The organism is Grimontia indica (assembly GCF_000333895.2).
Lineage (GTDB): Bacteria > Pseudomonadota > Gammaproteobacteria > Enterobacterales > Vibrionaceae > Enterovibrio > Enterovibrio indicus.
Window position 1 is genome coordinate 16,501 of sequence record NZ_ANFM02000014.1, and the last position, 26,080, is coordinate 42,580.

A 26,080-nucleotide genomic window follows, 5' to 3' on the forward strand; every position below is an offset into this window, starting at 1 on the left:
GTTCATCTACTGCTCTAGTCTACTTACCGCCAACAATGGACATCCACACTTTTTTAATGTTTCTGGCCAATGTTGGAGAACGTCGTTTGATGACTCCGTACACAACCATTCTTGCAATGCTGTTGAACTCTTCCCATTTAAGGAGTAATTTCAATCTCGTTTTCTCGCTAGTAGACAGGTTACTCCCCTGCTCAACAGCTCTTCTGTAAGCACTAAAAGACCGATTGCATATTTCAATCTCTCTGTTGTTAAACAGGTTTCCCTCTCTGAGTCCTTCAGAGGAAGGAAGGAGGTTGGCGTGAAAAAGAACGTCGTCTACGACGCCAAGATTAGCCATTTCTAATAAACGAAATTCAACAGGTAGTTCTGCCCATGTGGTATCACTTTTTTGATCCAAACCGACAAATACTTTCTCAAAAGCCTGCTTTACCAATTCTGTACGATGCAACGACCACAGTATCTTCGACTTTCCACAGTAATCAGGCTGCCTGATATAATTTTTCATCCTGATGTATGGCGTCTCTCCGGGGATGTCATGTAGATACTTAGTAAAGTCACTAATAATAGGAGGATTGCTCATCTTATCAACGACATCATAGCCAGAAACGACAAAACCATAATCATTTGATTTTGTTAAATTAGGCAGAAGTTTTTCTATATAGTTTAATTCGAGCTCATCATCATCGGCTGCCCACATAAAAAATTCGCCTCGGGCCTTTTCGAGAACAAATTTAAAGTTACCTATAGACCCGATGTTCCGTTCTTGAACATAAAGCTTAATTCGTGAGTCTTCTTCGATGTGCTTACGGACGATATCATGGATTATACTGCTGTTATCTGAAGAGTTATCAGATACAATTATTTCTGTGTTTTCATAAGTCTGTTGGCGGATGAGTTTTAAACAGTTATCGATTTCTTGAGGTCTATTGTATGTTGGAATACCAATCGATACTAATGGGGTATTAATCACTGTTTTTCTCCTGTCCATTAAACAGAGAGTTATATAATTCGTAGTTACTTTCTATAAGCATATCTTTAGTTGTATATTCCTTCGCAGAACCTTCAACTTCCACATCACAGAAGTGAAAAGCAGGTATTTTCATGTCATAATACGCTGTCTTATAACGCGTAAAAATGAGTTTTAAATACGCCTTTTTCTCTACTGCTCCGGGAGAGTTGATTACACCTTGTATATTCGCAACAGTTTTATGTAAGAATGCTTTATTTGTAATCGTGGCAGCCAGTGAAAACTGTTCGTGAAAATTTCTGAACCAGAGTTTATTCGATATAAAAAGGTCTTCTTCTCTTTTAAGCTTCTCGCCTGAGATTAGCTGATTTCCTGTAAACCACGGCTTTGGTTGAGGATTAGGGTCTGAAAACCACTCCATACCTCTACAGGAAAGTTTTATCTGTGCTACATTATTTCGCTTAGCCTGATCCATAGCCTTTTGTATCGGATAGTTATATATCCATACAAAGTCATCGGGCAAAAAGACAAAGTAATCATTTTTAACTAGCTCACTAATTTTTTTCAGTCGTTCTATATAAGATGAGCCTGGTAAATGATGATATTCAATACTTAAGCTTTCGTATATTTCCTTTTGTCTATCAATACTATTTGTTGAATCAAGAACAATGTGTCTAATATTTTTGTTGAAGTTATGAAAACTTCTGAAGGACTTGTTGATATACTCGATACGTTTTTCATTTGAAAAGTTAACTAGCGAGATAACTTCAATCATTTTTAATTTCCTTCTTTCCATCATAACTTCTTAAATGAGGCTTTTTCCCAAGAAGCTTCAAACCCATATGATATAAAATCTGAGATGCCGTGTAGAAACATAAGGGACTATGAAATAAAAATGCTTTCTTTTTCCTATGTGAAATTAAGTAAATCGAATCTAGCAAAGCAGGAAAAACAAGAATTGAGTAAGGGATAAAAAGATATTTCTTAACTGTTCCAAATTTACCAGAACGTTTAGCCATCATTTTCTCGCGCATTAAATAACCTGCGGCACCAACATCGTCGGTATGATGGATATTATTTCTCACTCGCCAACTAATCTTTCTTAAATACTTATCTATTGATTCTGAAGAGTAATGATAGAGGCTATGATCTTTACAAATACCAATTTTGGTTTCAATAGACATCAGATAGTAGAAAAGGTGAGGTAGATTCTCAGGCACACTCACAACATTAGGAAACTTCTCAGAAAAAAAAGTTCTATCTATCATAGTTCCCATAGCAAGAAGTTCGATTAAAGGCAGTGGCTTACTTTCACCAAAGTCCACGCTACAATATCTGTCGTTCTCCAATGACACTTCATACTTTTCTCGGAGATCGTTAATGAATACTTCTGGTGACTTAGATATTCTATATATAAAGAGGCTAAACGGGTCTCCGTATTCATTAATATAGTCGTTTATGAAATGCTCTTCTTTGGGGTTTAAATACCCTGCCGAAATAACCGTTTTGACACCATATTCGCGGATACAGTCAACTTGGTCTCGTAAGCAATTACTGTGGCTATATACCTCATCATGATCGAGATAAACTAAAAGCTCGCCCTTGGCCTCGTTGAAGCCTACAAATTTAGCAAATACTGGTTCAGTTCTTGGGTTGTGCTCAACTTTGCAGCCGCGTTCTTTACCATATTGAATAGTATTATCGGTAGAACCGCCGTCAACTAGCAGTATCTCCAATTTATCCTTTGGATAATTTTGACTGAAAATTGCATCTAACGTTCTCGGAAGCATCTTCATCGAGTTATAGGTAGCAATCACAACAGTAACGATGGGTAAGTTAGTTTCCAACTTTACTCCCCTCTATCAGTACTAGTTCATCGACGATAGTTCTAGATGGATATTCACTTCCTAATTTTGACTCTCTTTGATAGGCATATGGATTATCAAAGAACGTCTCTATAGTCGCACGAGACTTTTTAGATAAAAGTACGTTCTCTTCTAATCCTTCAACACGTTCAGTGTGTGTTCGAAGTATCAAACACGGAATTCCCATATAATAGGCTTCTTCCTGATTACTTCCGCCGTCTGTCACCATAAACCGACTATTTGCTAGAACCTTCATAAAATCCACATACTCAAGTCGGGGTATTAGAGTGATGTTACTGTTAGACTTCAGAGAGTCCAAGATACCAAGTTCTGTTAGCTTAATTTTTGTTAGTTCATGGAGAACAAGAACACAATGAATACGCTTAGACTCTTCAACACAACGTTCAACAATGTATTTTACAAACTCTGTGTCAAAAAGATTTTCCTGGCGATGAATAACAAAAACGAAATACTCCTCTCCTTCAGGCGTATGATCTTGAGGTAATTCGACTGTTTTGGAAAGGCGTAAGCCATCAATAAGGGTATTTTCCCTTGTGTTGACAATTTTCCCTTTCTTATTCTTTAGATTATTCACCGCCCAGTCATTTGGAGCGAAGTGAATACGGGCTAAACGAGATGTTAGTACTCGATCAAGCTCTTCAGGGAATGGATTGAAATAGTTATATGATCGTAAGCCGGCTTCTACATGGCAAATCTTCATTCCAATTATCCTACCGAGTAAAGCGCCAAGTACCGTCGAAACTGTATCACCGTGGACAACAAGGACATCACCTGGTTTTGCTTCAGCAATACTTTTAACTTTTCCTACACTTGTAAATAAAGTTTTGGCGAACCATGAAACTAAACCTAGTGCTGTTTTCTTGTGGTTTGTATCACTTAAAACTAATTTTGGCTTTTTAATTCCGAAGTGGGTAAGAATGGTTGAATTTGTAATATCGTTCTGACCGCTAGATATTATTTCATAGGATATTTCTTTCTGATCCATTTCAACCATAATTGGAAACAATTTTATAAGTTCAGCTGTAGTTCCAACAAAGAAAAAAATCACGATTGAGTCCTGTCTGATATAATATAGAGCGGCCTATCTACCACTTGAACATGGATCCGTCCGATGTAAATTGCTGTAAATCCAATCGCTGACAGCACTGTACCCGTTAGGAATGTATTGAATACAACAAAGTAAGCCATCGGAGTAAAGACTTCGATACCGATGGTCTCTGATATGAGCATATAGATTAGTAAAAGCGAGCAACTAACCAATATTAGCGCACCTAACATACCTGCAATTTTTAATGGTAGTAGTGAGAAAGATGTAAAGCTATTGATTGCAAGCCTAGATAGTTTTCTATAGGAGTAAGCTGCCTCTCCATTTAATCTAGCTGGTGCTTCAAACTCAATATAAGTCTTACGAAATCCCAACCATTCAATCAAGCCACGGAACATGACTGCCTTTTCTTTAAATTTTAGAAACTCCAAGGCAACATTCCGGTCAATCAATTTAAAATCGGTCAATCCTCTAGGCAACTCAATATCTGCAAATAGATTCATTACTTTATAGAAAACGTCGGAGGAAAACTTTTTGAATGCTGTGTAATCTTTCGCACTACTCCTTACAGCAGATACATTCATATATCCTTCCTCCCACTTTCGAAGGAAAGACGGAATCATCTCTGGTGGATGCTGTAGATCTGCGTCCATGAAGATAATAGCGTCAGACTCAATGCTATCTGACAAGCCTGCCACTAGCGCGGGCTCTTTACCAAAGTTTGAAGAGAATCTGATTGCATTGACTTCAAAATTCGCAGAGCCTTTTTGTTGAGATATCACTTCCCATGTTGAGTCATTACTACAATCATCGACAAACTTTACTTCCCATTTATATGAAGTCTCTCTCGAAACAACACTATCAATGCTATCAAGAAGTGGTTTTATATTTAGCTCTTCATTATAGGCCGGAACTACAATAGTGATTTTCTTTGTCATTTTCAGTTCATAACTCTTTGGCTAAACATATTTAAAAGGAATCTATTAATATTATTTTCCTTCACACTTTTTTCGCCTTTTACTACATAGATACTAACGCCTTTTTCCTCAGCTATTAACTCTACATCTCTTGAGTTATCCAAGGTTAGTTTAGTTTGGGAGTAGTTATCTTCAACGGCGAAGTATTTCACTCCATTTGTTATCAATTTATTCAAAAAGCCTTCATCTAATTGATTAATACTTTCTGAAAGACTGTCCAAATCATCAATGTATTTTTTGTTATTTGAACCTGTATAGATTTGATTCGCCAAAATCTTTTTATGGAATAGTCGATTAAAGAGATATGGATAGCTTTGCTCTGGCGGCGATTTCTTAGGAGACAAATATGGCACCTCGACTAGTATACCGTTTTCTCTATCACTCAAAACAGTGTAAGGACTCTGTGTATCTAGTTTGAGAGTTGGTATTTTTTCAAAGAAGTCTAATCTAGACACATCGTTGTGAACAAGCAAAACTAGTAATAGTGCAAAAGCACTTATACTATACTTTTTGAACCTCTCCCCGGACTCAGCTTTTTTATCAAGAATACTGATTAAATGAACTAAGCTGATGACCAGAATAGAGAAAAGACCTATATTGAAGTAAAGTAGAGATCTAGTTGCCACGCGGAACATTGGCGCTATTTCATAGGTTAAAGAGACAAGAGAGATTTTATAGTTTGGTGACAACGCAAAGCAAAGGCTTACCAAGGTAGCCAAACACCAAGGCGCAAGCTTTAAAAGGAAATCTACACTTTTCCGGCCTTGAATCAAAACAATATGGTAGCAAATCAAAACGATTGATACTGGCAGCACAAAGCCGATTCGATAGCTCATCTCCCAAAGATCGTTTGAAAATCTTTCCTTGTCCAAAAGATTTTGAATGAAAGAAATATCCGACTCAAATAACGCATGGATTTTTTGTACAGAGTAAAATGTAAAGGCACCCCATTCGTGTACATGAGTACCACCTTTATTACTTATTTCACTAATTATACCTAGCTTAAGTAGTAGGCTCTGACCGATAACATTTGGGTACAGTAGTATGAGTGCCGAAACAAAAACAATTGACGCAATCGTTAGGTTTTTAACTAGTTCCTTCCAATCAACCTTCCTAGCATTTATCGCAGTTTGGGCTATGAAAAAAGAAATCGTATAAAAAACGCCAAAGTAACCATAATATTCATTGACATTGAAATTAAATATATGGACTAGCGCTAGAACAATCAGCCATTTTCTACTCGGATTATTGGAAGCAATCGCTGTTGTCATCACAACCAGAATAGGAGCAAACATAACCCCAAGACCGAAGAGATGACTGTAAGCTCGAGCTATAGTGTTATCCATAGATACAAGTGCAATAGCAAGCACCAGGGATATGAGTCTATTTGCTCCAAGGTATGAGAAAAGATAAAAAGCAGCAACAGCTGAGAAAAAATAGCCCAGCATTCCGACTAAATCATATGTCAGTTGAGGCGAAAAAAAGTAGCCAATAGTTACACTGACAATTTTCCAGAATTGACTAAATGGTCCTGCTTCAGATAGTGCTTGACCGTGGTTGCTAAATTTGGCCAAGTCTGAAAACACATACCCGAGCCCTTCATGTTGTACAAGGTCTTGTAGCGCGAATATCCCAGCAATAGTACCTAAACCATCTCCTTCATTTGCCAAGGACATTTCTGCTGAAAAGATTGCATCAGAGTACTTAAAGACACTAAAGATAAAGAGAAATGGTATTACTAAGAGCCAGGTTTTATTCCAATTATTTTTGCTTGAGGACAATATAGTCGTCATGCCATCTCCATATTAGGCAGTGTTTATATTCGTGAGTCTTAATTTATAAGTTTCACCTAAATACGCTCTGCTTCTAATGTTTGCGGTATCCAGGAGTTTCCTTCAAAATTAGGCTGTTCAAAGTTAATAACATTAAATACTAATGCCCTATCAACCCAGTCATGACATTCTGAAACGTGATTCTCACCTTCGTGAACCGCTATAGATAGGCTGTATGAACCTGGGCCTAGATTTGCGTCAAACTCAAAAATATATCTTAATTTTTCACCATGTTTAACAGACTCGCCTTTGCATCCATTCAAGAAGTACGTGTTGGTACCAAATACAACCTGCCCTAGTCGGTCTTTGATTGAATAGCCAACAACAAAGTCATCTAAATCATAGTCAATTATAGTATCAACCTGGAGTTTAACTTTCTGTCCACAACCCACTACATCAAGTGAACTACCTTCGTTATCTATGATTTTGCATCCACTTAACTTTGCTTTACCCGTTCCAGTAATAAGACGTTCTTCATTGACATTACTGATTATTTTTGTGTTCTTTTTTTGTGAATCGGCAAGTAATGCATTATAGTAATTCATCACAAACTCAGGGCTTCCTTCGAGCTCAAGCTTTCCTCCATTTATCAGTATTGCTGTATCGCAAATGCTCTGGATTACTTGCTTTTCATGAGAAACTATTAGTAATGTTGTCCCCTGCTCTCTAAACTCTCTAATCTTTGAAAAACTTTTATGTTGAAAATAGGTATCTCCGACAGATAGTGCCTCATCAACGATAAGAACATCAGGGCGAACTGCAGTAGCCACACTGAAGGCCAGCCTCATTTGCATTCCTGAAGAATAGACTCGAAGTGGTTGGTCTATGTACTCTCCAATTTCCGCAAACTCGATGATAGAAGGCATTAACTTTTCAATATCCTTCTTCGTCATACCAAGAAGCTGGCTTGCCATTACAGCATTTTGCCGGCCTGTAAACTCCGGATGAAAACCCATACCAAGTTCAAGCAATGCAGAGACTGAACCTTCAATTTTTACCGAGCCAGCTGTTGGCTTGCTGATTCCCGTTATAAGTTTTAATAATGTGCTCTTTCCCGCTCCATTGATTCCAACTATTCCAACAGCTTTTCCAGCTTCAACACTAAAGCTAATATCATTTAATACGTTTTTGTCAGTATGATAGCTTTTAAATGGAACAAGCCACTCCTTTAGTCGTTGAAAACGCGATTGATAACACTTATATGTTTTTGTGAGACCTTCAACTGTTATCTTACCCATTATATTTCATCCGCAATTTCATTGGCATTCTTTTTATAAACGTAAAGTGAAAATATAAAGAGGATTAGAGACAATATACTAACCCAGAGTAATTCTGAAAAGTTAACACTCTCGTTCATTACAAATATTTTCTGAAGTGAGCCTACAATGATAGTCATAGGGTTTAATTGGATAAGGCTTTGTATTGGCGCTGGTAATATATCTAATGGATAAATAATTGGTGTGGCCCAAAACCAGAATTGAAGAACTACACCAAGTAGTTGACCTACGTCTCGGAAAAACACATTGACCACCCCCAAAGTAAAGCCAAGACTCAATCCAAATATAGATAGCAAAACTATAATTGGTATAATCTGTATCACTGATGAAAATGGAAAATTACCAGTAATGAGGAGAAACATTGCGAATAGCGAAAATATTATTGAAAAGTTAACGAGCGCTGTAAGGAGTACAGTGACTGGCAAACACTCTCTAGGAAATTTCAATTTTTTTAGCAAACTGGCGTTATCCAAATAAACATTTGCCCCCTTTGAAACCAACTCAGAAAAGAAACCCCAAAATATAATCCCTGAACATATGTATATACTGTAACCAAAATGTCCTTCTATACCAGGCAGCTTCGCTTTCATAATATTTGTGAATATCAATGTGTAGACCAAAATCATTGATAGCGGATTAATAACACTCCAAGTCGCTCCTAGTAGAGAATTCTGATATTTCAATTGAAACTCTCGTACTACATTGCTTGTAATAAACTCACGATAGTTCCACAAATTTTTAACGGTTTTAGAAAACATCTATTTTCTCTTACAAACAAACTTAATGTGTTTCAGCATCCATTTCTGGCTGCCTACCAAAGGGGATTTTACCGTATAGTCTCCTACACAACCCCATGATCACACTAATTGTATAATTGACACGCTACCGCCCTTGGGTTTCGTTCCCAAAGTACGCTGTAACATTTGATTGGACATAGCTGGGTAGTCAGCTAGTTACTTCTTACGGAGAGCAGAATTCTCCGTAGACACTTCAACCTGGCGGCTTATTAGATTGATCAACAAAATAGAACGTAATTCACCATCTGGTTCCTTATAGATCGCCTCTGCACCTTCAAACTGACCCGTCATGATTTCAATTTCATCACCCGGTTTAAAAATCTCTGCGAGCACTACACGTTGCTCATCGCTATCCTCGAGCGACATTAAATGAGTAATCAGCTCAATTGGAACCGTCGCTGGCAACCGTCCCTGTCGAACAAAGTCAACCACCCCACGCGTTGAACGAACGGTAGTGTAGGAGATTTTTTCTGGATCAAAGGAAGCGAATACATAGTTAGGAAATAGCGGCTCCAATTCACTGGAACGCTTACCACGGCGGATTTTTTCAACAGTTACCTGGGGATAGTAACAATCGACGCCTTGTCTTTTAAGGTGCTGCTCAGCGCGTTGTTGCTCGCTGCGTTTACAATAGAGCAGATACCATGGATTCATTTTTTGTTCTCGTCGATTTCTTTGCTAGCCAGTTTTTGCATCGTCTTTGCGAAGCAACTCAAGAGTATATTAGGCTGGCCTTTGTGCAGCAAGCATACAGCCTTTAACTGCACAAATTGTCTGCACTGGTTCATAGTTTGGAATGCAGGGATTGAATTTTTTTCAAAGGGCAAAGAAAAACCGCCTGATTCGGCGGTTTTTTAGAGAGAGATTTTGATGATTTAAGCGCTAAGTCTTTGGATGTCCAAGCTAAAGCTAGTAAGTCCGATCTCACTGAGCGACACGCGTACACTGCCTCCTGAAAGGTCAATAGTTTGAAAGCGAGTATTCGATGCATCTATGCCTAGTAGATTTTCGTTCTTCACAATCAACGCCTTGCCTGAGCCATCCACTACAGCATTGAGCCCAGCAGATAAAACATCAAGTTGGTTGTCAGCTGCGTTTAGGATACCAAACATAGCGCGGATTGGACTAGCGTAGGTTGAGCGCTTGATGGCGTGTTCGATTTGATGGACAAGATGAACAAAGCCTCTTTCGTCCGCATCTTGTGACCGGAGATATTCGTTGAAGAACGCTCGGATCATCAAGGTTGTCGCTGTTCCGTTCTCTCCAGCGGATGCGCTATCAACCATGTAGAACGCCATCTGACCATCCATCATCCAGGTGTAATCGAGTACGACCGGGTTGGTATCAGCAGACTGCAATGAGTGATAAGACAATCGCCAGTCACCCTGTTGCGAGTCCTGTTCTGGCATCAATCCCATCAATAGGTCTCTAGCGCTACCTGGATTATCCAAGAGATCCTCCAAATGCCACTTCAGTTCTTCTGTCAGTGGCTGATCGCCGTTTTGAGAGACTTTAAACCATTGCTGAGAGAAATCTGCGTCACTGCTGACTCCACCATCGGCGTCTTCCAATACCGAGATAATGGCGGACTTCACCACCATGATGTCTTCGATAGGTTTGATCAGAAAATCTTTAACGCCAAAGCGCAGCGCCTGAGCAACATCAGACATGCCGCCCGTGCCTGAGATAACTATCACTGGCAACATTGGATATTCCATGCTGACTTCTTCGACGAACTCTAACCCGGTCATTACCGGCATAGAGAGGTCGCTGAGTAACAAGTCAGGAATGCCTTCTCTTAGCGCTTTTAAACCATCTAATCCGTTTTCAGCTTCTCTTACAACGCACCCTTCTTTGCGAAGAAAGCTACCGATGATCCGGCTAAACACGGGATCATCTTCAACAATGAGAACTTCTTTTCCTTCCAACACAATATGTTCTCCTGTTTCCTCTTGCCTTGCTGGTGTCTAATATGGGCAATTTGCTACTACTAGGATAGTTTGAAAATCAGTGCGAGGTTGTCACTAGCCTGTATTAGACGACTCGAAAGTGGTTAACTTTCTGTATCCTGAAAAGAAAATAATTTGGATATTTTCTATCTTTCCTTACCTTCAGACCACCTTTAGAGCCCTGCTTATTGATATGAGACAACGAAAAACACGCCATGTTAATTTGAAATAGCCAAAATAACGCTTTTTGTTGAAGACAATCGCAACACAGTGAAATCCTATGAAATTAGATGACCTCAATCTTTTCCGACTGATCGTCGAAAATGGAAGCTATACGCTAGCTTCAAAAAAGACGGGAATTCCTGTTGCTACACTCACCCGAAGAATCCAAGCACTAGAAGAAGATATCAGGATTAAGCTGCTGCACCGTGATGCCAGAAAACTGTCTTTGACAGAGGCCGGGCAAAGTTTTTACGACCGTTGCTCTCCTTTGTTGGAACAACTGGTAGAAGCTACAGAAAATCTGTCCGAATGTTGTCAGGGTACTTCCGGCACCCTCCGTCTGGCAGCGCCTTCGAACATTGCGATGAAGCTTTTGCAACCCATGTTGAGCGCTTTCCTAGTGGCTTACCCTGACATCAAAATTGACTTGTCACTCTACAGTGATGCATCCCCTACTCACTTGGATGACAAACATGCTTTCATCAAAATCGGACCACAGCGTGATTCATCGATGATCGCTCGAAAACTACACACTGTGAGAGACATTCTTGTTGCTAGCTCAACTTATCTGTCGACAAATGCGCCTTTGACAGACGCTGGCGATCTCGAAAAGCATCATCTGCTGAAAGGATGGCCGCTGATGAGATGGCGACTTTCCAATGATAGAGGTCAGCACATAAGTATTTCTCAACAGGGTCGCTTTGAAGCCTCTGAGCTGCGTGTGGTAAGGGCGGCTGCAAAAGATGGATTGGGTATCGCACTGATACCGGATGTTTTGGTGCAGAGAGATATAGATGAGGGTGAACTGACCCAGATTTTGCCGAATTGGACTACCGAACCTCGTGATATCTTTCTGATGTATCATGATAAAACACATCACCCAGCAAAACTTCGTGCATTTATCGACTTTTCACTCTCATATTTTCACTCAGAAAACACTGAAGAGTGAGGTTGATCACCAAGTGTCCCAGATTCGATAAGTGATTAAAAAACCACCACACTTTTGGTGGTTAAAACTTGCTAACGTCGCCCCTCAACACCTAATGTTATTAATATGTAACGAAGCGATCGATCAAGCATCGCTGTTGCGTATTACAAACTACTGGTTACCGCACAGGAAGGAGCGACCTATGATTCTGGGACATTTGCTCGGCCTTTATACTCACCCTAAAGAAGAATGGAAAAACATCGACGATCGCCATGAAGGCACTGTGAACAGTCTTGGGCATGCTGCGATCATGGCGCTTATTCCACCTATCTGCGCCTATTACTCCAGCGTTCATATCGGCTGGCAGATCGGCGTGGGTGATCCAATTTTCCTTACGCAACAAAGCGCAATTATTATCGCCTGCGCCATGTACTTTGCGCTAATTACCGGCGTAATGGCACTCGCGTATCTCACCCTTTGGATGAGCCGTACGTTTGGGTCAACACCAACTTACACACAAGCACTGGAATTGGCCGCTTACACAGCCACGCCCATTTTCATGGTCGGACTCGCAGCACTATATCCAGTGGTCTGGTTTGTGATGCTGGTTGGCTTAGCAGGTATCGCCTACTCTGTGTACCTTCTGTACACGGGCGTTCCCATCATCATGCACATTCCTGAAGAGCGGGGCTTTATTTACGCAAGCTCGGTCGTCACCTGCGGACTGGTTTTGCTGGTCGCCATTCTTGCCAGCTCAGTCATCATGTGGAATGTCGGTTTCGGCCCAATGTTTGTTCAGTAAATAGATTTGTCCAATCATTGAACGGAATAAGAATTGAAAAACGCGGCTTAATGCCGCGTTTTTATTAGACGCTTTTCTGTAAAAGACGCTTAATACCAATCACAGTAAGTAGGTGATCAGAGATAGCGCAGGAAAAATGCTCGAGAACAAGGCGGAAAATTTCGATAAGTAGTTATTCTACAATCAAATTTTTCAACGCAGTGTTCGAGCATTTTAACAAGCTAGGATGAGCAGATATTTACTACGATTGGTATAAGTTAACTCTCGTTGTAAATTTCAAGATTCGCCAATTCTTGCTGCTGTTCACGAAGCGCTTTGGATTCGTCATTACGCAAACTTTCCAGATAATCCAAATATTCCTGGTTGATGTCGCTGGTCACGTATTCACCACTGAACACCGAGCTTTCAAATCGTTTGATATCAGGGTTGCCTTCGCGCACGGCTTCTTCCAAATCGGTCAGGTCTTGGAAAACTAGCCCATCAGCACCGATGATTTGGCAAATTTCATCGACCTCGCGGCCATGTGCAATCAGCTCATTTGCACTCGGCATGTCGATACCATAAACGTTCGGGAATCGAATCTCTGGTGCAGCTGATGCCATGTAAACACGCTTCGCGCCTGCTTCACGTGCCATTTCAATGATTTGCTCAGACGTGGTACCACGAACAATCGAGTCATCTACCAGCAGGACTGACTTATCTTTAAACTCGGAGCGGATTGCGTTGAGCTTACGGCGCACAGATTTACGACGTTGCTGCTGACCCGGCATGATAAAGGTACGGCCGACATAACGGTTCTTCACAAAACCCTGGCGATAAGGCTTTTCCAGCACCTGTGCGATTTCCAGTGCGATGTCACAAGAGGTTTCCGGGATTGGGATGACGACGTCGATATCAAGATCATCCCACTCGCGGCGGATTTTTGCGCCGAGCTTTTGGCCCATGTTAACGCGCGCACCATACACAGAAATCTTGTCGATGAACGAGTCTGGACGTGCAAAGTAAACAAACTCGAAGATACATGGGGACAACGCAGGGTTGTCAGCACATTGGCGGGTAAACAGTCGGCCATCAAAGGTTGCGTAAACGGCTTCACCCGGAGCAATATCGCGTACGAAATCAAAGCCGACAGCATCCAGCGCCACAGACTCTGAAGCCACCATGTACTCTTCTCGGCCATTCACAGTGCGCTTGCCCAAGCAAAGTGGACGAATACCATGTGGGTCGCGGAAAGCAATCAGACCGTGGCCAATAATCATCGCTACCACAGCGTAGCCACCGGTCACTTGTGCGTGCAATTCACGAACCGCTTTGAACACATCTTCTTCGGTGAGTTTTTTAGACGCTACATTGTCAATTTGGTGAGCAAGAACATTGAGGAGAACTTCGGAATCTGAGGTGGTGTTGAGGTGACGGCGGTCTTGTTCAAACAGAGATTCGCGGAGTTGGTTGGCATTGGTCAGGTTACCGTTGTGCGCCAACGTGATGCCATAAGGCGAGTTCACGTAAAATGGCTGCGCTTCGGAAGCACTGGAGCTACCTGCCGTTGGGTAACGGGCATGGCCAATTCCCACAGTTCCCTGCAGTCTTTGCATGTGCTTCAGTTGGAAAACATCTTTGACCAGTCCGTTCGCTTTTCTAAGGCGGAAACGGTTATCGTCAATGGTGACAATCCCTGCCGCATCCTGACCACGGTGCTGAAGTACTGTCAACGCATCGTAAATTGACTGATTAACCGGGGTCTCGCCCACGATCCCAACAATCCCACACATGTATGCTGTTCCTTGTAACGCGAAATTGAGCCCAGGGAACTTGTGGATTTACCCGCGAACTTTGCCGCGGGAAAACCTTAGATCACCTTAGGCAGAAAGCTGGAGCTTTGCTCCAAATAAGTGAAAAACCACTCAATCACTACCCCAAATTTAGGGATTAACTGTGATTGTTTCCACTCTGGAGAGCTGGCAAGGCTGGTGAAAGCATCAAGGAAAAATAACAGCGCAGCGACTATCAATACGCCACGAATTCCCCCAAAAACAATCCCTAACACGCGATCTGTACCTGAAAGGCCAGTTTTTTGTACTAACTGTCCAATCACGTAGTTAACAACCGCACCAACAATCAGGGTGGCAATAAACAGCGCCGCTATCGCCGCACCATTTCGAATCATTTCGTCATGAATATTTGTAAAGTAAGCTGCCAATTGCGGGTAAAAATTACTCGCAACAAAGAAGGCACCAAACCAAATCACCAGCGATAAGGCTTCTTTAACAAAACCGCGGACCAAGCTAATCAGAGCAGAAAAGCTGATCACGCCAATAATGATGTAATCTATCCAATTCATCTTTTAATCATCTGAGCGATTCGCGCGCATTTTAACAGAAAAAATGACGACGCAAACGTTTTCTTATGGGTTGAGTGGGTTAAATCTAAGCAGTTGACCTTTCAAACCAGTCAAAGACTCTAAATCTGCAGTCATCGATTCAAGCTTTTCCTTAGACACATCAGGGCCTACCTCGACGCGTGCTAAATCACCTTCCTGAATATCACGCGGCATCAGTTGAGCGGGATAGCCTTTACTGCGGAGCGTAGATACCAGGTTTTTGGCATTGTCGATATTGCGGAAGGTGCCGAGACGGATCACCCAAGCAGAATCAACATAGCCATCTTTTGGTTCGGAGGCCTCAACAGATGCCGTCGACGTATCCGGTTCGTCGATGGTCACCATGACTGGCGCTTCCGGCGGCATAAAACTTTCGACCTCTTCCGGCGCTTGAACAGGTTCTGCCAGCACGGTCTCGTCGACTTCTTCACGCAATGGAATAGCTTGATAGCTTTCTTCGTAATGTGCTTTCTCGCCGTCAAATACATCGGGGAGGAAAATCACGCCCAGAGAAACCAGAATGAGCGTCCCGACCAAGCGGTTTTGAAACTGGGTTGCCACAATTACTCCTGTTTTTGGAGGTGGTCGGCGATTTCACCGACGGTATGGAATGAACCGAACACGATGAGGATGTCACCATGAAAGTCCAACGCCGCTTTTGCTTTCTCAAAAGCCAGCGTTGGAGATGCAAAGCCTTCAACACCATCAGGTAGGTGAGAAGTAATTTCTTCCCAAGAAGCTGCGCGTGGACCAGCAAGCGAAGCGGGATACCAGCGATCAACAACAGGCTTCATTTCTTCGACCGTAGCAGCGATGTCTTTGTCATGCAGCATGGCGACGACAGCATGTACGCTACCATTCGCCGCGTCTTTCAGTTCTTGAATCTGTTTAGCCAGGTAAGCCGCTGAATGTGGGTTGTGCGCCACGTCCATCAAAATCAATGGAGACTCAGAAACGCGTTCCATTCGGCCTGCCAGTTTGACTGACTTCAAACCATCAACGATGTGTTCATCAGTCACTTCCAACTCAGACAAGCCCAACGCCATCAGCGCCGTTGCGGCATTTGGCAACGGCAAGTTAGGTACGGGTAAATCGCGCAAATCAAATGCGCCACATTGCCAATGCCACACATCACCTTCTTTTTCATAGGTGAACTGGTAACCCACCTGATGGAGATTAGCGCCAATATCATCAGCATGAGCAGCAACACTTGCCGGAGGCTCTGGCTGACCACAGACTGCAGGTTTACCCGCGCGGAAGATCCCAGCTTTCTCGAAACCAATCACTTCAATGTCATCACCCAACCAATCTACATGGTCCAGTGCCAAACTGGTGATCACCGATACATCGTGGTCAACGACATTGGTAGCGTCCAAGCGGCCACCTAAGCCGACTTCCAGTACCACCACCTCAACCTGGTTATCTTGGAACAACCAAAGTGCTGACAATGTGCCGAATTCAAAGAAGCTAAGACTCGTATCACCTCTCAGCGCTTCTATCGCTGCGAAGGCTTCTGAGTGTCTTTCATCATCCAGCTCTTGGCCGTTAATGCGCACGCGCTCGTTATAACGCACCAGATGAGGAGAGCTGTAAACGCCAACCTTATAACCCGCCTTGAGAAGAATGGTTTCGATAATGGCGCAAGTCGAACCTTTGCCATTGGTGCCGGCTACCGTAATGACCGTTGGCGCGGGTTTGGTCAAATTGCCTTTGTTCGCAACCAGAGAAACACGATCTAGGCCTAAGTCAATCGCGCTGGTATGAAGAGATTCAAGGTACTGCAACCATGCAGACAGTGGTGAATTTGCACCCGGAGAAATGAGTTCTGACATTTGTAATCTATTCTATTGTCCAATGCTTCAATCATATCAGTTAAAAGACAAAGAGCGCCATAAGGCGCTCTTTTGATGTTTATTTGTGGGACACTTATTCGTTATCGTCCACTGGCTCAGCTTCAACCACTTCGCCTTCCAATGGTTTATCGACAGATACCACCAATGGAGACTCTTGATTGGTCATCTTCGCCAGAAGACCACCGATTCGCTGGCGCATTTCACGACGGTCGACAATCATGTCAATGGCACCGTGTTCCAACAGGAATTCACTGCGCTGGAAACCTTCTGGCAATTTCTCACGCACGGTTTGCTCGATAACACGCTGGCCTGCGAAACCGATCAGTGCTTTTGGCTCACCAATGTTCACGTCACCCAGCATCGCAAAGCTTGCGGTGACACCACCAAAAGTTGGGTCAGTCAGTACGGATACAAAAGGCAGGCCTTTTGCAGACAAACGCTCAAGCGCTGCACTGGTTTTCGCCATTTGCATCAGCGACATCAGCGCTTCTTGCATACGGGCACCGCCACTTGCAGAGAAACAAACCAAGCCACAGTTATTTTCAATGGCTGCGTCCACCGCTTTTACGAAACGCGCACCGACAACAGCGCCCATTGAACCACCCATAAAGGCAAATTCAAAAGAAGCACCAACCACTGGCATGCCCAGCAGCTCACCTTTCATGACGATCAGAGCGTCTTTCTCGCCACTTGATTTCTGCGCCGCTGAGATGCGGTCTTTGTATTTCTTTGAGTCACGGAATTTGAGCAGGTCTTTCGGCTCCAGCTCATCACCAATTTCTACGCGGTTACCTTCATCAAGGAAGGTTTCCAGACGCTTGCGTGCGCTCATGCGCATGTGGTGGTCACACTTTGGACACACATGCAGGTTACGCTCAAGTTCTGCGTGGTACAGCACCTGTTCGCAAGACGAACACTTGGTCCAGACGCCTTCAGGAATCGAAGCCTTACGTGAAGAACCGATATTGCTTTTTGTCAGAATTTTTTCAAGCCAGCTCATGAACGACCTTTTGTATTGGAGCACTCGCCGCTTACATCATTACCATGCACTGTTTCGCTCACCATGAGCGCGGTCTGTGCAGAGATGGGCAAGTGGCCTTGATATCTACGAATTCAACGAAGAATTAAAACACAACTTGTTAAGACTTTGGACAAAAAACTGGTACTACCTATTGTTAGTCCCACTTCTGTCTACTTTGCTTTGTAACGAAGAGGCGATTTTCCTCGACGCTTTGCTGGTTACAGTTGTTCGTCCGGCAGAAACAGCGGACCTACCGGCGAAGATGGCAATTCATATTCCGCCGGATAGTCGACCTCTACCAGATACAATCCTTCTGCTTTTGCTGTCGCTGCCGCTAAGTTGCGATCTTTGATTTCCAGTAGCCATTTCAGCCACTCAGGTTTTTGCTCCTTGCGGCCAACGGCAATCAGGCTGCCTGTAATGTTTCGCACCATATGGTGAACGAATGCATTGGCCTTGATATCAATGATCACGTAACAACCCTGACGAGTCACATTTATATGGTGAACATTTCGCCATGGACTGTTTGATTGACAGTGAGCAGCACGGAAAGAAGTGAAATCATTCTCACCCAATAAATACTGTGCCGCTTCATGCATCAGTTTTTCATCCAGCTCACCATGATAGTGGCTGACACCATGACGCAGGATGCCCGGACGCAACGCGTGGTTGTAGATAACGTAGCGATAACGACGGGCAGTTGCGGTAAAGCGAGCGTGGAACTCGTCTGGTACTTCTTTGGCCCAACGCACTGCAATGGCATCTGGCAAATGCGTATTGACGCCCATTGTCCACGCACGAAGCGGTCTTGAGCCTTCAACATCGAAGTGAACAACCTGACCTGTGCCGTGCACGCCAGCATCGGTGCGGCCAGCGCACTGCACTTCTATAGGCTGATTGGCGATTTTGGACAGGGCTTTTTCAAGGTGTTCCTGAACGCTCGGTACTTCACGCTGGCGTTGCCAACCATAAAATTTCGCACCGTCGTATTCCACACCCAGGGCAATTCTCATCGTGTTTTCTCTGTATTGCTGGTTATCTAAGGCGGCGCATTATATACCCAAACGACCCGAAAATGCAGGATTCAGCGAGATTGACTGGCGTTGTGATCGCGGCGTTCCTTTGTAGGTGTAGTCACCTCCATCAAAAAGGAACAACAAAGAGCACGGCGTCAGTCAACTCGCCCGAAGGGAGGCCCTCAATATGCCCACTTCTTCGTTAAATTCCACGGAAATAGAATGACTATTCCTCGTAAAATTTGCCTCGAATTGAACGCATTGATGACCTCTGAATGCGAGCATCTTCAGGTTGTTTGGGTATATACCCAAAGTGTCAGGCATAAAAATGGCGGGATAACCCGCCATTTTAGTTTTCATTTGTTTAGTTGAGCTTCTCTATCATCAATCTAGCTTCATCCTTGAGGTTGGCATCGCCACTTTGCATCACCTTTTCAAGGAGCTGAATGGCACCGTCAACGTCGTTCATCTCAAGGTAGGCTTTCGCTAAATCCATGTTGGTAGCAGCTTCGCCACTACTATCAACATCGGCAGGTTGAATATCACTAAGCACATCCGGGAAATCTGCCAGTCCAACATCCAAGTCCATCTTCAGCGAATCAGGGTCTTCTTGAAGCGCGCCGTCGTCTTTCATCAGATCATCGATGCTGATGTAATCCTCACTCGGAGACGACTCTTCAACCAGTTCGCTTTCCACATCGTCCAGCAAACCGTCCAAGTCACCTTCCAGATCCATAGACTTGATATCATCACCCAAAACTTCCGGCTGCTGAGACCAATCTTCGCTTTCAAGCTCCGGCTCTGGTGCCTGCTCAGCACTCCAAACATCCGTTTCTTCTTCCGGAATATCGAGCTCTTCAGTACTGAAATCACCGAGCCCTGAGTGCTCATCATCCAACTCTTCTGAAAGCAACGCTTCCATATTGAGGCCAGCAACCTGATGATCGTCATCATCTAGCTGTGCCAGATCATCCAACTCTGCCGCGCGATATGGCGCTTGGGAAACCGGTGCTGAAGATTGTGTGAAGCCTTCATCTTGGGACTGCGGCAGGAACTCTTCAAGTTCCCGCTGTTCATCTAACGCTGCTGATAGAGCATCGTCTTCGTCAAACTCACCCAACTCGTCAAGCCCAATAGGGTCCACTTTCGGGAACGCAAGGGTATTTGGCTCAGTGGCCGTGAAGGCTTGTGCGTCTGAATCTGCCTCTGTTTCTTGCTGAACTTCTTCTTGCTCTTCCTGACTCAGTTCATCTTGAAGTGCTTGAATGTCCTCAAGGTCGCTTTCTGCGTCTTCTGGCAGAGTTTCCTGAGAAGCTGGCAGTTCAACATCATATTCCTGCGCAGCATCCTCTTCGGTGTATTCAGGCAGATTCTCTAAATCCAGCGGCGTATCGTCTTCTTCAGGGAGCGAATCGCTGCTTGTCTCTGGCTCACCTTCACTGTCCGCTAACGCCGCCTCTTCGTCATATTCCGGCAAAGAAGACAAATCCAACGGCGCTTCTGCTTCTGCTTCTGCTTCTGCTTCTGCTTCTGCTTCTGCTTCTGCTTCTGCTTCTGCTTCTGCTTCAAAAGCGTCTTGTGGCTCTTCCTCTATTGCAAGGTCTTCAGGCTCTTGATCCGGTAATTCAGGCGCTTCAAGTTCAATCTCTGGTTCAGTATTTTCCGTTTCTCGCTCAGCGCTCTCCAAATCCAGAGTTTCATCTGCCATGAGGTCTTCAGCATCTGTCGCCTCTTCAGAATCAGCAATGTCTTCTGACTCCGCTGACATTTGTTCTGGCTGTTCCAGATCGGCAGGTTCTGCGTCAGCTTGCTCAGATTCTTCAGAAGCCGTTTCTTCATCCAACAGGCTGTCGAGAAGCTCTAAATCATCAGCAGTGGCCTCTGGCTCTTCAATCGCCGTATCTTCTGCTAACGGCTCGTCATCTTGAGGGGCTTCTTCGTCTGTTTGCTCTTCCTGTTCAAGAACATCGTCAAGTAAATCCAACTCAGATTCAGACGCTTCCGGTTCTATCTCAACGTCATCAGGAGTTTCTTCAACGAGAGCGTTCAACTCATCAAGCGCTTCTGTGTCGTCACCGACTAAAGACTCCTCTGATTCAGCATGCTCTTCGTCCGAAGCCGTTGGCATCTCTTCAGCCATGACTGGATCTGGAATATCCAGTTCGTCTGAGGCTTCAAGGACATCATCCAATGCATCCACTGGACTTTCATTGGTTGCTTCATCGAGAAGATCGCCATCAATATCGAGTTCATTGTCGATATCCAGCTCGTTATCGATATCAAGCTCACTGTCAACATCGAGGTCATTACCAAGCAAGTCATCGTCAGGGACTTCATCAAGCAACGCACTTTCGTCTTCAAGTGTGTCACCATCATCAATCAGTTCGTCGAGCAGTACATCGGTTTCGCCAAGATCAACGTCTTCCTGCTCTTCCGAGTCACCCAGTACATCACTCAATAGGTCATCTTCATCGATAGACTCGTCAAGTAGTGCGCTTTCATCCAGCGGATCGATGTCGTCATCTTCACTGACCAGTTCATCAAGCAAAGCATCCGTCTCAGACAGATCAGCTTCTGGCTCAGTGTCCAATGACAAATCATCGATGTCGTCTTTTACTTCTGCCTCAACCGTATTGCCATCTTCATCAATCAGATCATCGCCTAACATTTCATCTAGGAGCGCATCTGGGTCAGCGATATCTTCATCACCAGCAATATCATTGCTAATAAGGTCTAAGTCACCATCTTCGTCGAGAAGCTCATCCAGCATGGCGGAATTGTCATCTGCGCTTTGTTCTGGCTCTGCGGCATCGCCGATAAGGTCATCGATGTCGTCATCAGACAAATCGATATCCTGAGACAAATCCACTTCTGGCTCATCATCAAGTACCTTATCGAACAGGGCTTCATTGGTTTCAAGATCACCTTCTGAAGCCTCTTCTTCCTGTATTTCCGGAGCGGGCTCAACATCTTCAGAATCCTTTTCTTCCGCTGTGGCTTCTTCGCTGCCACCCGACTGCTCTGCATTCAACAGAGCGTCAATGTCATCGACTTCTTCATCGTCACCGCCACCCAGAGATTGCTCCCACATTGCAGCCAGTGCTTCATCAGGGCTCAGCTCGGACTCTTCTGGTTGGGAAGACATTTCATCAAGCGCGCGCTCCATGTCTTCAAGGCCGATTGCACCGTCAGTGTTGGCTTCGATATCTAAATCAGTGCTGGTATCGAAGTCATCATCCAAGCCAACATCCAGATTCGATGTCAGGTCAGTATCTGCATCAATGTCGAGGCCACCTTCTTCGGGCTCCTCTGAAAGCTCAAGGGTGTCTGACAGGTTAATGTCATCAAGATCATCTCCCATGTCATCGCCAAAGAGCTGATCGGCATCGATATCATCGGTAACTTCGAGTTCGTCATCTTCCAGAACCAGTTCGTCGGTGTCATCGTCCGCCACCATCACAGCGTCAAGTTCCGGATCTTCGCCGTCTAAACCTTCCGGCTCTTCCACATCAACATCTTCGTCTTTACGACGACGCATGATGAAGAAGGCAGCAGCACCAATCACTAGCAGTGCGGGAATAATCGCCATGGTCGCCAGCATCAGCGGGCTAGCCATCAAGGATTCAAAGAACGAAGGTTCTTTCATTTCCATCTGCGCCTGACGTAGACGCTGGATTTCGAGGAACTCGCGAATTTCTTCTGTCAGTTCTTCATCCGCGGACATTTGGTCTTTGAGAACAGCCAGTTCGTTTTGAACCTCAGCCAGACGGATTTTGAGAATGTGGTTACTTTCTACCAGCTTGCCCATTTGCAGGTCAGATTCATTAATCTGATTCTGAACGGAAGACATGTTTGGCTTAGCCGGTGCACCGGATGTGTCGCCTTCTGGCTCCATCATCTCCTTCTCTTGCATTGGCTTGTTCTCAGCCATGGTTTCCGTTTCAACGGCTTCCATTTCAGGCTTCGCAGTTTCTGCCATTGCAGGTTCAGGTTTTGGCGCTGGCTTAGGCGCAGGTTTTGGTGTGGCAGCAGGTGCTGTAACTTGCTGACTCAACGGCTGGTTAGCAACGCGTTGTGCGTCTTTGCGCGCTTGGTCTATTTGCAGACGGCTTGCGACGTCATCCGTACTCTCTCGGCGAATCTCCGTGAGTGTTGGCATTTGCAATCGACTACCCGGGATGAGGCCATGAATGTTGGCATCTTCAAACGCACCAGGATTGAGGCGGAAAATGGCACCAATGGTCTGATAAACAGTAACGGAGTTATTTGGCTGATAACGCGATGCAATCGACCACAATGTGTCGGAATCACGGGTTGGACCAACCGTTTGGCGTCGGTTCACCGAAGATAGTGGCGCCTGATTTTGTTGAGCCAGAGGTGCAGTAGCATTAGGCGGAGGAGATTCTTCCACCGGGCCAAGAATACGAATAGCAGACTGCGCAGAGAACGGAACACCGAGGCTCAGCAATAAAGACGAGACGACAAGCGTTTTGCCGAGACGACCACCTGATAAGTATGAAAAAAGAGTTCGCTTCATCGCGTTATAAAAATCTGGGTCAGACACTGCCCGCATTCCCCTATGGCAGAATAAAAGGCTTTTCACAATCGCGGCGCGTTTCCCTACTGAAGTCGTTGGGAGGTAAGGCGTTAAACACCTGCTGCGATTGATATTACTGGTTATTTCCCTAACTATATCGGAAGCCCAGCTGAAAACTGTAGTGTGAAGAGATAAAACTGTGTTTTGTGATCAAACAACCGGCACCAGATCACTGCTGCCGGCTGATTTGACTAGCTTAGGTTTAACCAGTCAGGGATGATTACAGATAATCGCGGATCAGAAGTTCAGCGATTTGCACTGAGTTTGTCGCTGCGCCTTTGCGGACGTTGTCAGCAACCACCCACATGTTCAAACCGTTCGGGTGGCTGATGTCGTTACGTACACGGCCGACCATCACATGGTCTTTACCTGTCGCTTCTTTTACCTGCGTTGGGTAATCTTCGCCGTAGTAAACTTCAACACCTTCAGCGCGGGATAGCAGATCCATCGCTTCGGTGGCATCCAACGGCTGCTGACATTCAATATGTACGGCTTCAGCGTGACCATAAAACACAGGCACGCGAACACAGGTCGGGTTTACTGCCACGGAATCGTCGCCCAGGATTTTCTGGGTTTCCCACACCATCTTCATTTCTTCTTTGGTGTAGCCGTTGTCCATGAACTCATCAATATGCGGCAGACAGTTAAATGCGATCTGCTTTTTGTAAGTGCTTGGCTCTGCTTCCTGGCTGTTCAGCAGTTTCACTGTCTGGCCTGCCAGCTCATCAACGCCTTTCTTACCTGAGCCAGATACTGACTGGTAGGTTGCTACGTTGATGCGCTCAATACCTGCAGCATCGTAAATTGGCTTCAGTGCCACCAGCATTTGGATGGTCGAACAGTTAGGGTTCGCGATGATGTTACGGTTACGGAAATCCGCAATCGCTTCAGGGTTCACTTCTGGCACCACTAGCGGAACATCGTATTCATAGCGGAAACGTGAGGTGTTATCGATAACCACTACGCCTTCGTCAGCGGCAATCGGTGCCCAACGGTCAGAAGATTCCGCACCCGCTGAGAACAGGGCGATTTGAACCTGGCTCCAGTCAAAGTCTTCCACGTTTTTCACGCGGACACTTTTACCGTTAAAGCGGATGGTTTCACCGGCACTGCGCTCACTTGCCAGCAAGTGAAGGTTGCGCACAGGGAATTTACGCTCTTCCAACACCTCGATAATGGTGCGCCCTACTGCGCCTGTAGCACCTAAAACAGCGACGTCATAAGCCACATCGAATTCTTGTGTCATGATTATTCCTCTACGGTAAAACCTAAATTAGCGAGCGACTCTAACCCAAACGCAGCCTCGCCCGCTAGTGTAATTGCACTGTACTCGCGTCTGTCCCAGTAATTCTTTCGCAAGCGGTCAAAGCTTGCGCGTTGCTGTTCAATGTCAGCCATCGCACGGCGAAACTCGGCGTCATCACGACGGATGTCATAAATAAGCTGGCACAGTGCCATCAGATCGCTTTCATCCCAAGGCTTGCTCAGTGATACCTTTGGAATTGGCGCGATCGGCAGCAAAGACGCCGCTTCGACTTTTTCTTCCTGGTTACCCAGAAACTCGCAGTAACTGTTGTAGATCATGGTGGTGCCGCGTGCTTTACCTTCCAGTCCGTAACCCGCAACGTGCGGGGTGGCGAAAGCCAGCATAGGAAGGAGTTCCATGTCCACTTCCGGCTCAAACTCGAAAACATCCAGAACGGCAGTTAACTGTTGTGTTTTCAGCGCAGCTTTCAATGCGTCATTACTGACCACTGGACCTCGAGCCGCGTTGATAAGGATTGAACCAGGCTTCAGTGAAGCGATCTCCGCTTCACCCATCAGATGATGCGTTGGGTGTTCACCGTTTTTGGTTAGCGGCGTATGGAAGGTCAGGACATCACACTCTGCAATCAACGTTTGTAGATGATGAAACTCGCGTGTGTCGCCTTCCGCTTGTTTGAGCGGGTCGCACAAAAGGTGTGGAATGCTTAGCGCTGACAGACATTTCGACAGGTAGCTTCCCACCTGACCTGCGCCCACAATGCCGACCTTACGGTCAGCAATAGAAAAGCCTTGTTGTTGACTCAGTACCAGCAGCGCGCTTATCACGTATTCAGCCACACCCACTTTGTTACAGCCTGGCGCAGCAGTAAAGAAGATGCCTTTGCTGGCAAGCAGCTCTGCATCAACATGGTCGGTGCCTGCGGTTGCCGTACCGACAAATTTCAGTTTGTTAGCTTTTTCCAGCAGTGCTTCGTCAACCTTGGTGACGGAGCGAATCATCAGCGCATCAACGTCAATCAAGTCTTTTGCCGTCAAGGTACGCCCAGCTTTAGCGGTGACCGTACCAAGCTTGCTGAACAGCTCAGCGGCATACGGCATATTTTCATCAATCAGAATGTTCAAGTGCGTTTACTCTTACATTTATTCCATTGGCGCTATTGTGACGGTTTTCTGCGCCAGATAAAACGAAAAAACCCGGCCAATTGGCCGGGCAAAATCCAGGATCTGAAAGGTAGAGATCGGCTCTCAACGATCTAAACCTGCGT

At 44.7% G+C, this 26,080-nt stretch carries 21 protein-coding genes; 2 read left to right on the plus strand and 19 right to left on the minus strand.

Annotation, left to right across the window (positions count from 1 at the left end; all coding sequences use genetic code 11):
* Positions 1-19: 19 nt before the first annotated feature.
* From D515_RS25000 to D515_RS08500, 10 genes are all read right to left on the minus strand, one after another.
* On the minus strand, positions 20-970 hold the full coding sequence (locus D515_RS25000) for a glycosyltransferase family 2 protein (protein WP_002537763.1): 951 nt from the start codon (positions 968-970) through the stop codon (positions 20-22).
* On the minus strand, positions 963-1,742 hold the full coding sequence (locus tag D515_RS08460) for a hypothetical protein (protein WP_002537764.1): 780 nt from the start codon (positions 1,740-1,742) through the stop codon (positions 963-965). Before D515_RS08460 ends, D515_RS25000 begins: the two co-directional genes overlap by 8 nt.
* Positions 1,735-2,814, minus strand: a complete 1,080-nt coding sequence (locus D515_RS08465) for a glycosyltransferase family 2 protein (RefSeq protein WP_002537766.1) — start codon at positions 2,812-2,814, stop codon at positions 1,735-1,737. The genes D515_RS08460 and D515_RS08465 overlap by 8 nt, the downstream gene beginning before the upstream one ends.
* Positions 2,804-3,901 (minus strand): UDP-N-acetylglucosamine 2-epimerase, encoded by a 1,098-nt coding sequence (locus D515_RS08470; RefSeq protein WP_002537767.1) that lies wholly within the window; start codon positions 3,899-3,901, stop codon positions 2,804-2,806. The genes D515_RS08465 and D515_RS08470 overlap by 11 nt, the downstream gene beginning before the upstream one ends.
* Positions 3,898-4,836, minus strand: coding sequence for a glycosyltransferase family 2 protein (locus D515_RS08475; RefSeq protein ID WP_002537769.1), 939 nt, complete (start codon positions 4,834-4,836; stop codon positions 3,898-3,900). The genes D515_RS08470 and D515_RS08475 overlap by 4 nt, the downstream gene beginning before the upstream one ends.
* 2 nt (positions 4,837-4,838) lie before the next feature.
* Positions 4,839-6,668 (minus strand): hypothetical protein, encoded by a 1,830-nt coding sequence (locus D515_RS08480; protein ID WP_002537772.1) that lies wholly within the window; start codon positions 6,666-6,668, stop codon positions 4,839-4,841.
* Positions 6,669-6,724: 56 nt separating this feature from the next.
* A complete protein-coding gene (locus tag D515_RS08485; RefSeq protein WP_002537774.1) occupies positions 6,725-7,945 on the minus strand; it encodes an ABC transporter ATP-binding protein in 1,221 nt (406 codons plus the stop codon).
* Positions 7,945-8,742: an ABC transporter permease gene (locus tag D515_RS08490; RefSeq protein ID WP_002537776.1), complete on the minus strand. Its 798-nt coding sequence runs from the start codon at positions 8,740-8,742 to the stop codon at positions 7,945-7,947. The genes D515_RS08485 and D515_RS08490 overlap by 1 nt, the downstream gene beginning before the upstream one ends.
* Before the next feature lie 195 nt (positions 8,743-8,937).
* The gene (rfaH, locus tag D515_RS08495) at positions 8,938-9,435 is read right to left on the minus strand and encodes a transcription/translation regulatory transformer protein RfaH (protein ID WP_002537777.1); all 498 of its coding nucleotides are present in this window, start codon (positions 9,433-9,435) and stop codon (positions 8,938-8,940) included.
* Positions 9,436-9,656: 221 nt separating this feature from the next.
* Positions 9,657-10,712 carry a response regulator gene (locus D515_RS08500; RefSeq protein ID WP_002537780.1) on the minus strand — a complete coding sequence of 352 codons (1,056 nt, stop codon included), beginning with the start codon at positions 10,710-10,712 and terminating at the stop codon, positions 9,657-9,659.
* A 298-nt stretch (positions 10,713-11,010) separates the two neighbouring features.
* Here D515_RS08500 and D515_RS08505 point away from each other — a divergent pair, with 298 nt between their 5' ends.
* A complete protein-coding gene (locus D515_RS08505; RefSeq protein ID WP_002537781.1) occupies positions 11,011-11,901 on the plus strand; it encodes a LysR family transcriptional regulator in 891 nt (296 codons plus the stop codon).
* A gap of 181 nt (positions 11,902-12,082) precedes the next feature.
* On the plus strand, positions 12,083-12,682 hold the full coding sequence (locus D515_RS08510) for a Yip1 family protein (protein ID WP_002537783.1): 600 nt from the start codon (positions 12,083-12,085) through the stop codon (positions 12,680-12,682).
* A gap of 257 nt (positions 12,683-12,939) precedes the next feature.
* Here D515_RS08510 and purF read toward each other — a convergent pair whose 3' ends face one another.
* The 9 genes from purF to D515_RS08560 all read right to left on the minus strand — a co-directional run bounded on the left by purF (position 12,940) and on the right by D515_RS08560 (position 25,937).
* Positions 12,940-14,454, minus strand: coding sequence for an amidophosphoribosyltransferase (gene purF, locus D515_RS08515; RefSeq protein ID WP_002537785.1), 1,515 nt, complete (start codon positions 14,452-14,454; stop codon positions 12,940-12,942).
* A gap of 77 nt (positions 14,455-14,531) precedes the next feature.
* Positions 14,532-15,023, minus strand: a complete 492-nt coding sequence (cvpA, locus tag D515_RS08520) for a colicin V production protein (protein ID WP_002537786.1) — start codon at positions 15,021-15,023, stop codon at positions 14,532-14,534.
* A gap of 63 nt (positions 15,024-15,086) precedes the next feature.
* Positions 15,087-15,623 (minus strand): SPOR domain-containing protein, encoded by a 537-nt coding sequence (locus D515_RS08525; RefSeq protein ID WP_002537787.1) that lies wholly within the window; start codon positions 15,621-15,623, stop codon positions 15,087-15,089.
* Between the two features lie 2 nt (positions 15,624-15,625).
* The gene (gene folC, locus D515_RS08530; protein ID WP_002537789.1) at positions 15,626-16,894 is read right to left on the minus strand and encodes a bifunctional tetrahydrofolate synthase/dihydrofolate synthase; all 1,269 of its coding nucleotides are present in this window, start codon (positions 16,892-16,894) and stop codon (positions 15,626-15,628) included.
* A 94-nt stretch (positions 16,895-16,988) separates the two neighbouring features.
* The gene (accD, locus tag D515_RS08535; RefSeq protein WP_039849812.1) at positions 16,989-17,915 is read right to left on the minus strand and encodes an acetyl-CoA carboxylase, carboxyltransferase subunit beta; all 927 of its coding nucleotides are present in this window, start codon (positions 17,913-17,915) and stop codon (positions 16,989-16,991) included.
* Between the two features lie 239 nt (positions 17,916-18,154).
* The gene (gene truA, locus D515_RS08540) at positions 18,155-18,949 is read right to left on the minus strand and encodes a tRNA pseudouridine(38-40) synthase TruA (RefSeq protein ID WP_002537793.1); all 795 of its coding nucleotides are present in this window, start codon (positions 18,947-18,949) and stop codon (positions 18,155-18,157) included.
* 367 nt (positions 18,950-19,316) lie between these two features.
* A complete protein-coding gene (locus tag D515_RS08550) occupies positions 19,317-23,525 on the minus strand; it encodes a FimV/HubP family polar landmark protein (RefSeq protein WP_039849814.1) in 4,209 nt (1,402 codons plus the stop codon).
* 244 nt (positions 23,526-23,769) lie between these two features.
* On the minus strand, positions 23,770-24,795 hold the full coding sequence (locus tag D515_RS08555) for an aspartate-semialdehyde dehydrogenase (RefSeq protein WP_002537796.1): 1,026 nt from the start codon (positions 24,793-24,795) through the stop codon (positions 23,770-23,772).
* Positions 24,796-24,797: 2 nt separating this feature from the next.
* Positions 24,798-25,937, minus strand: a complete 1,140-nt coding sequence (locus D515_RS08560; protein WP_002537797.1) for a 4-phosphoerythronate dehydrogenase — start codon at positions 25,935-25,937, stop codon at positions 24,798-24,800.
* Positions 25,938-26,080 lie beyond the last annotated feature (143 nt).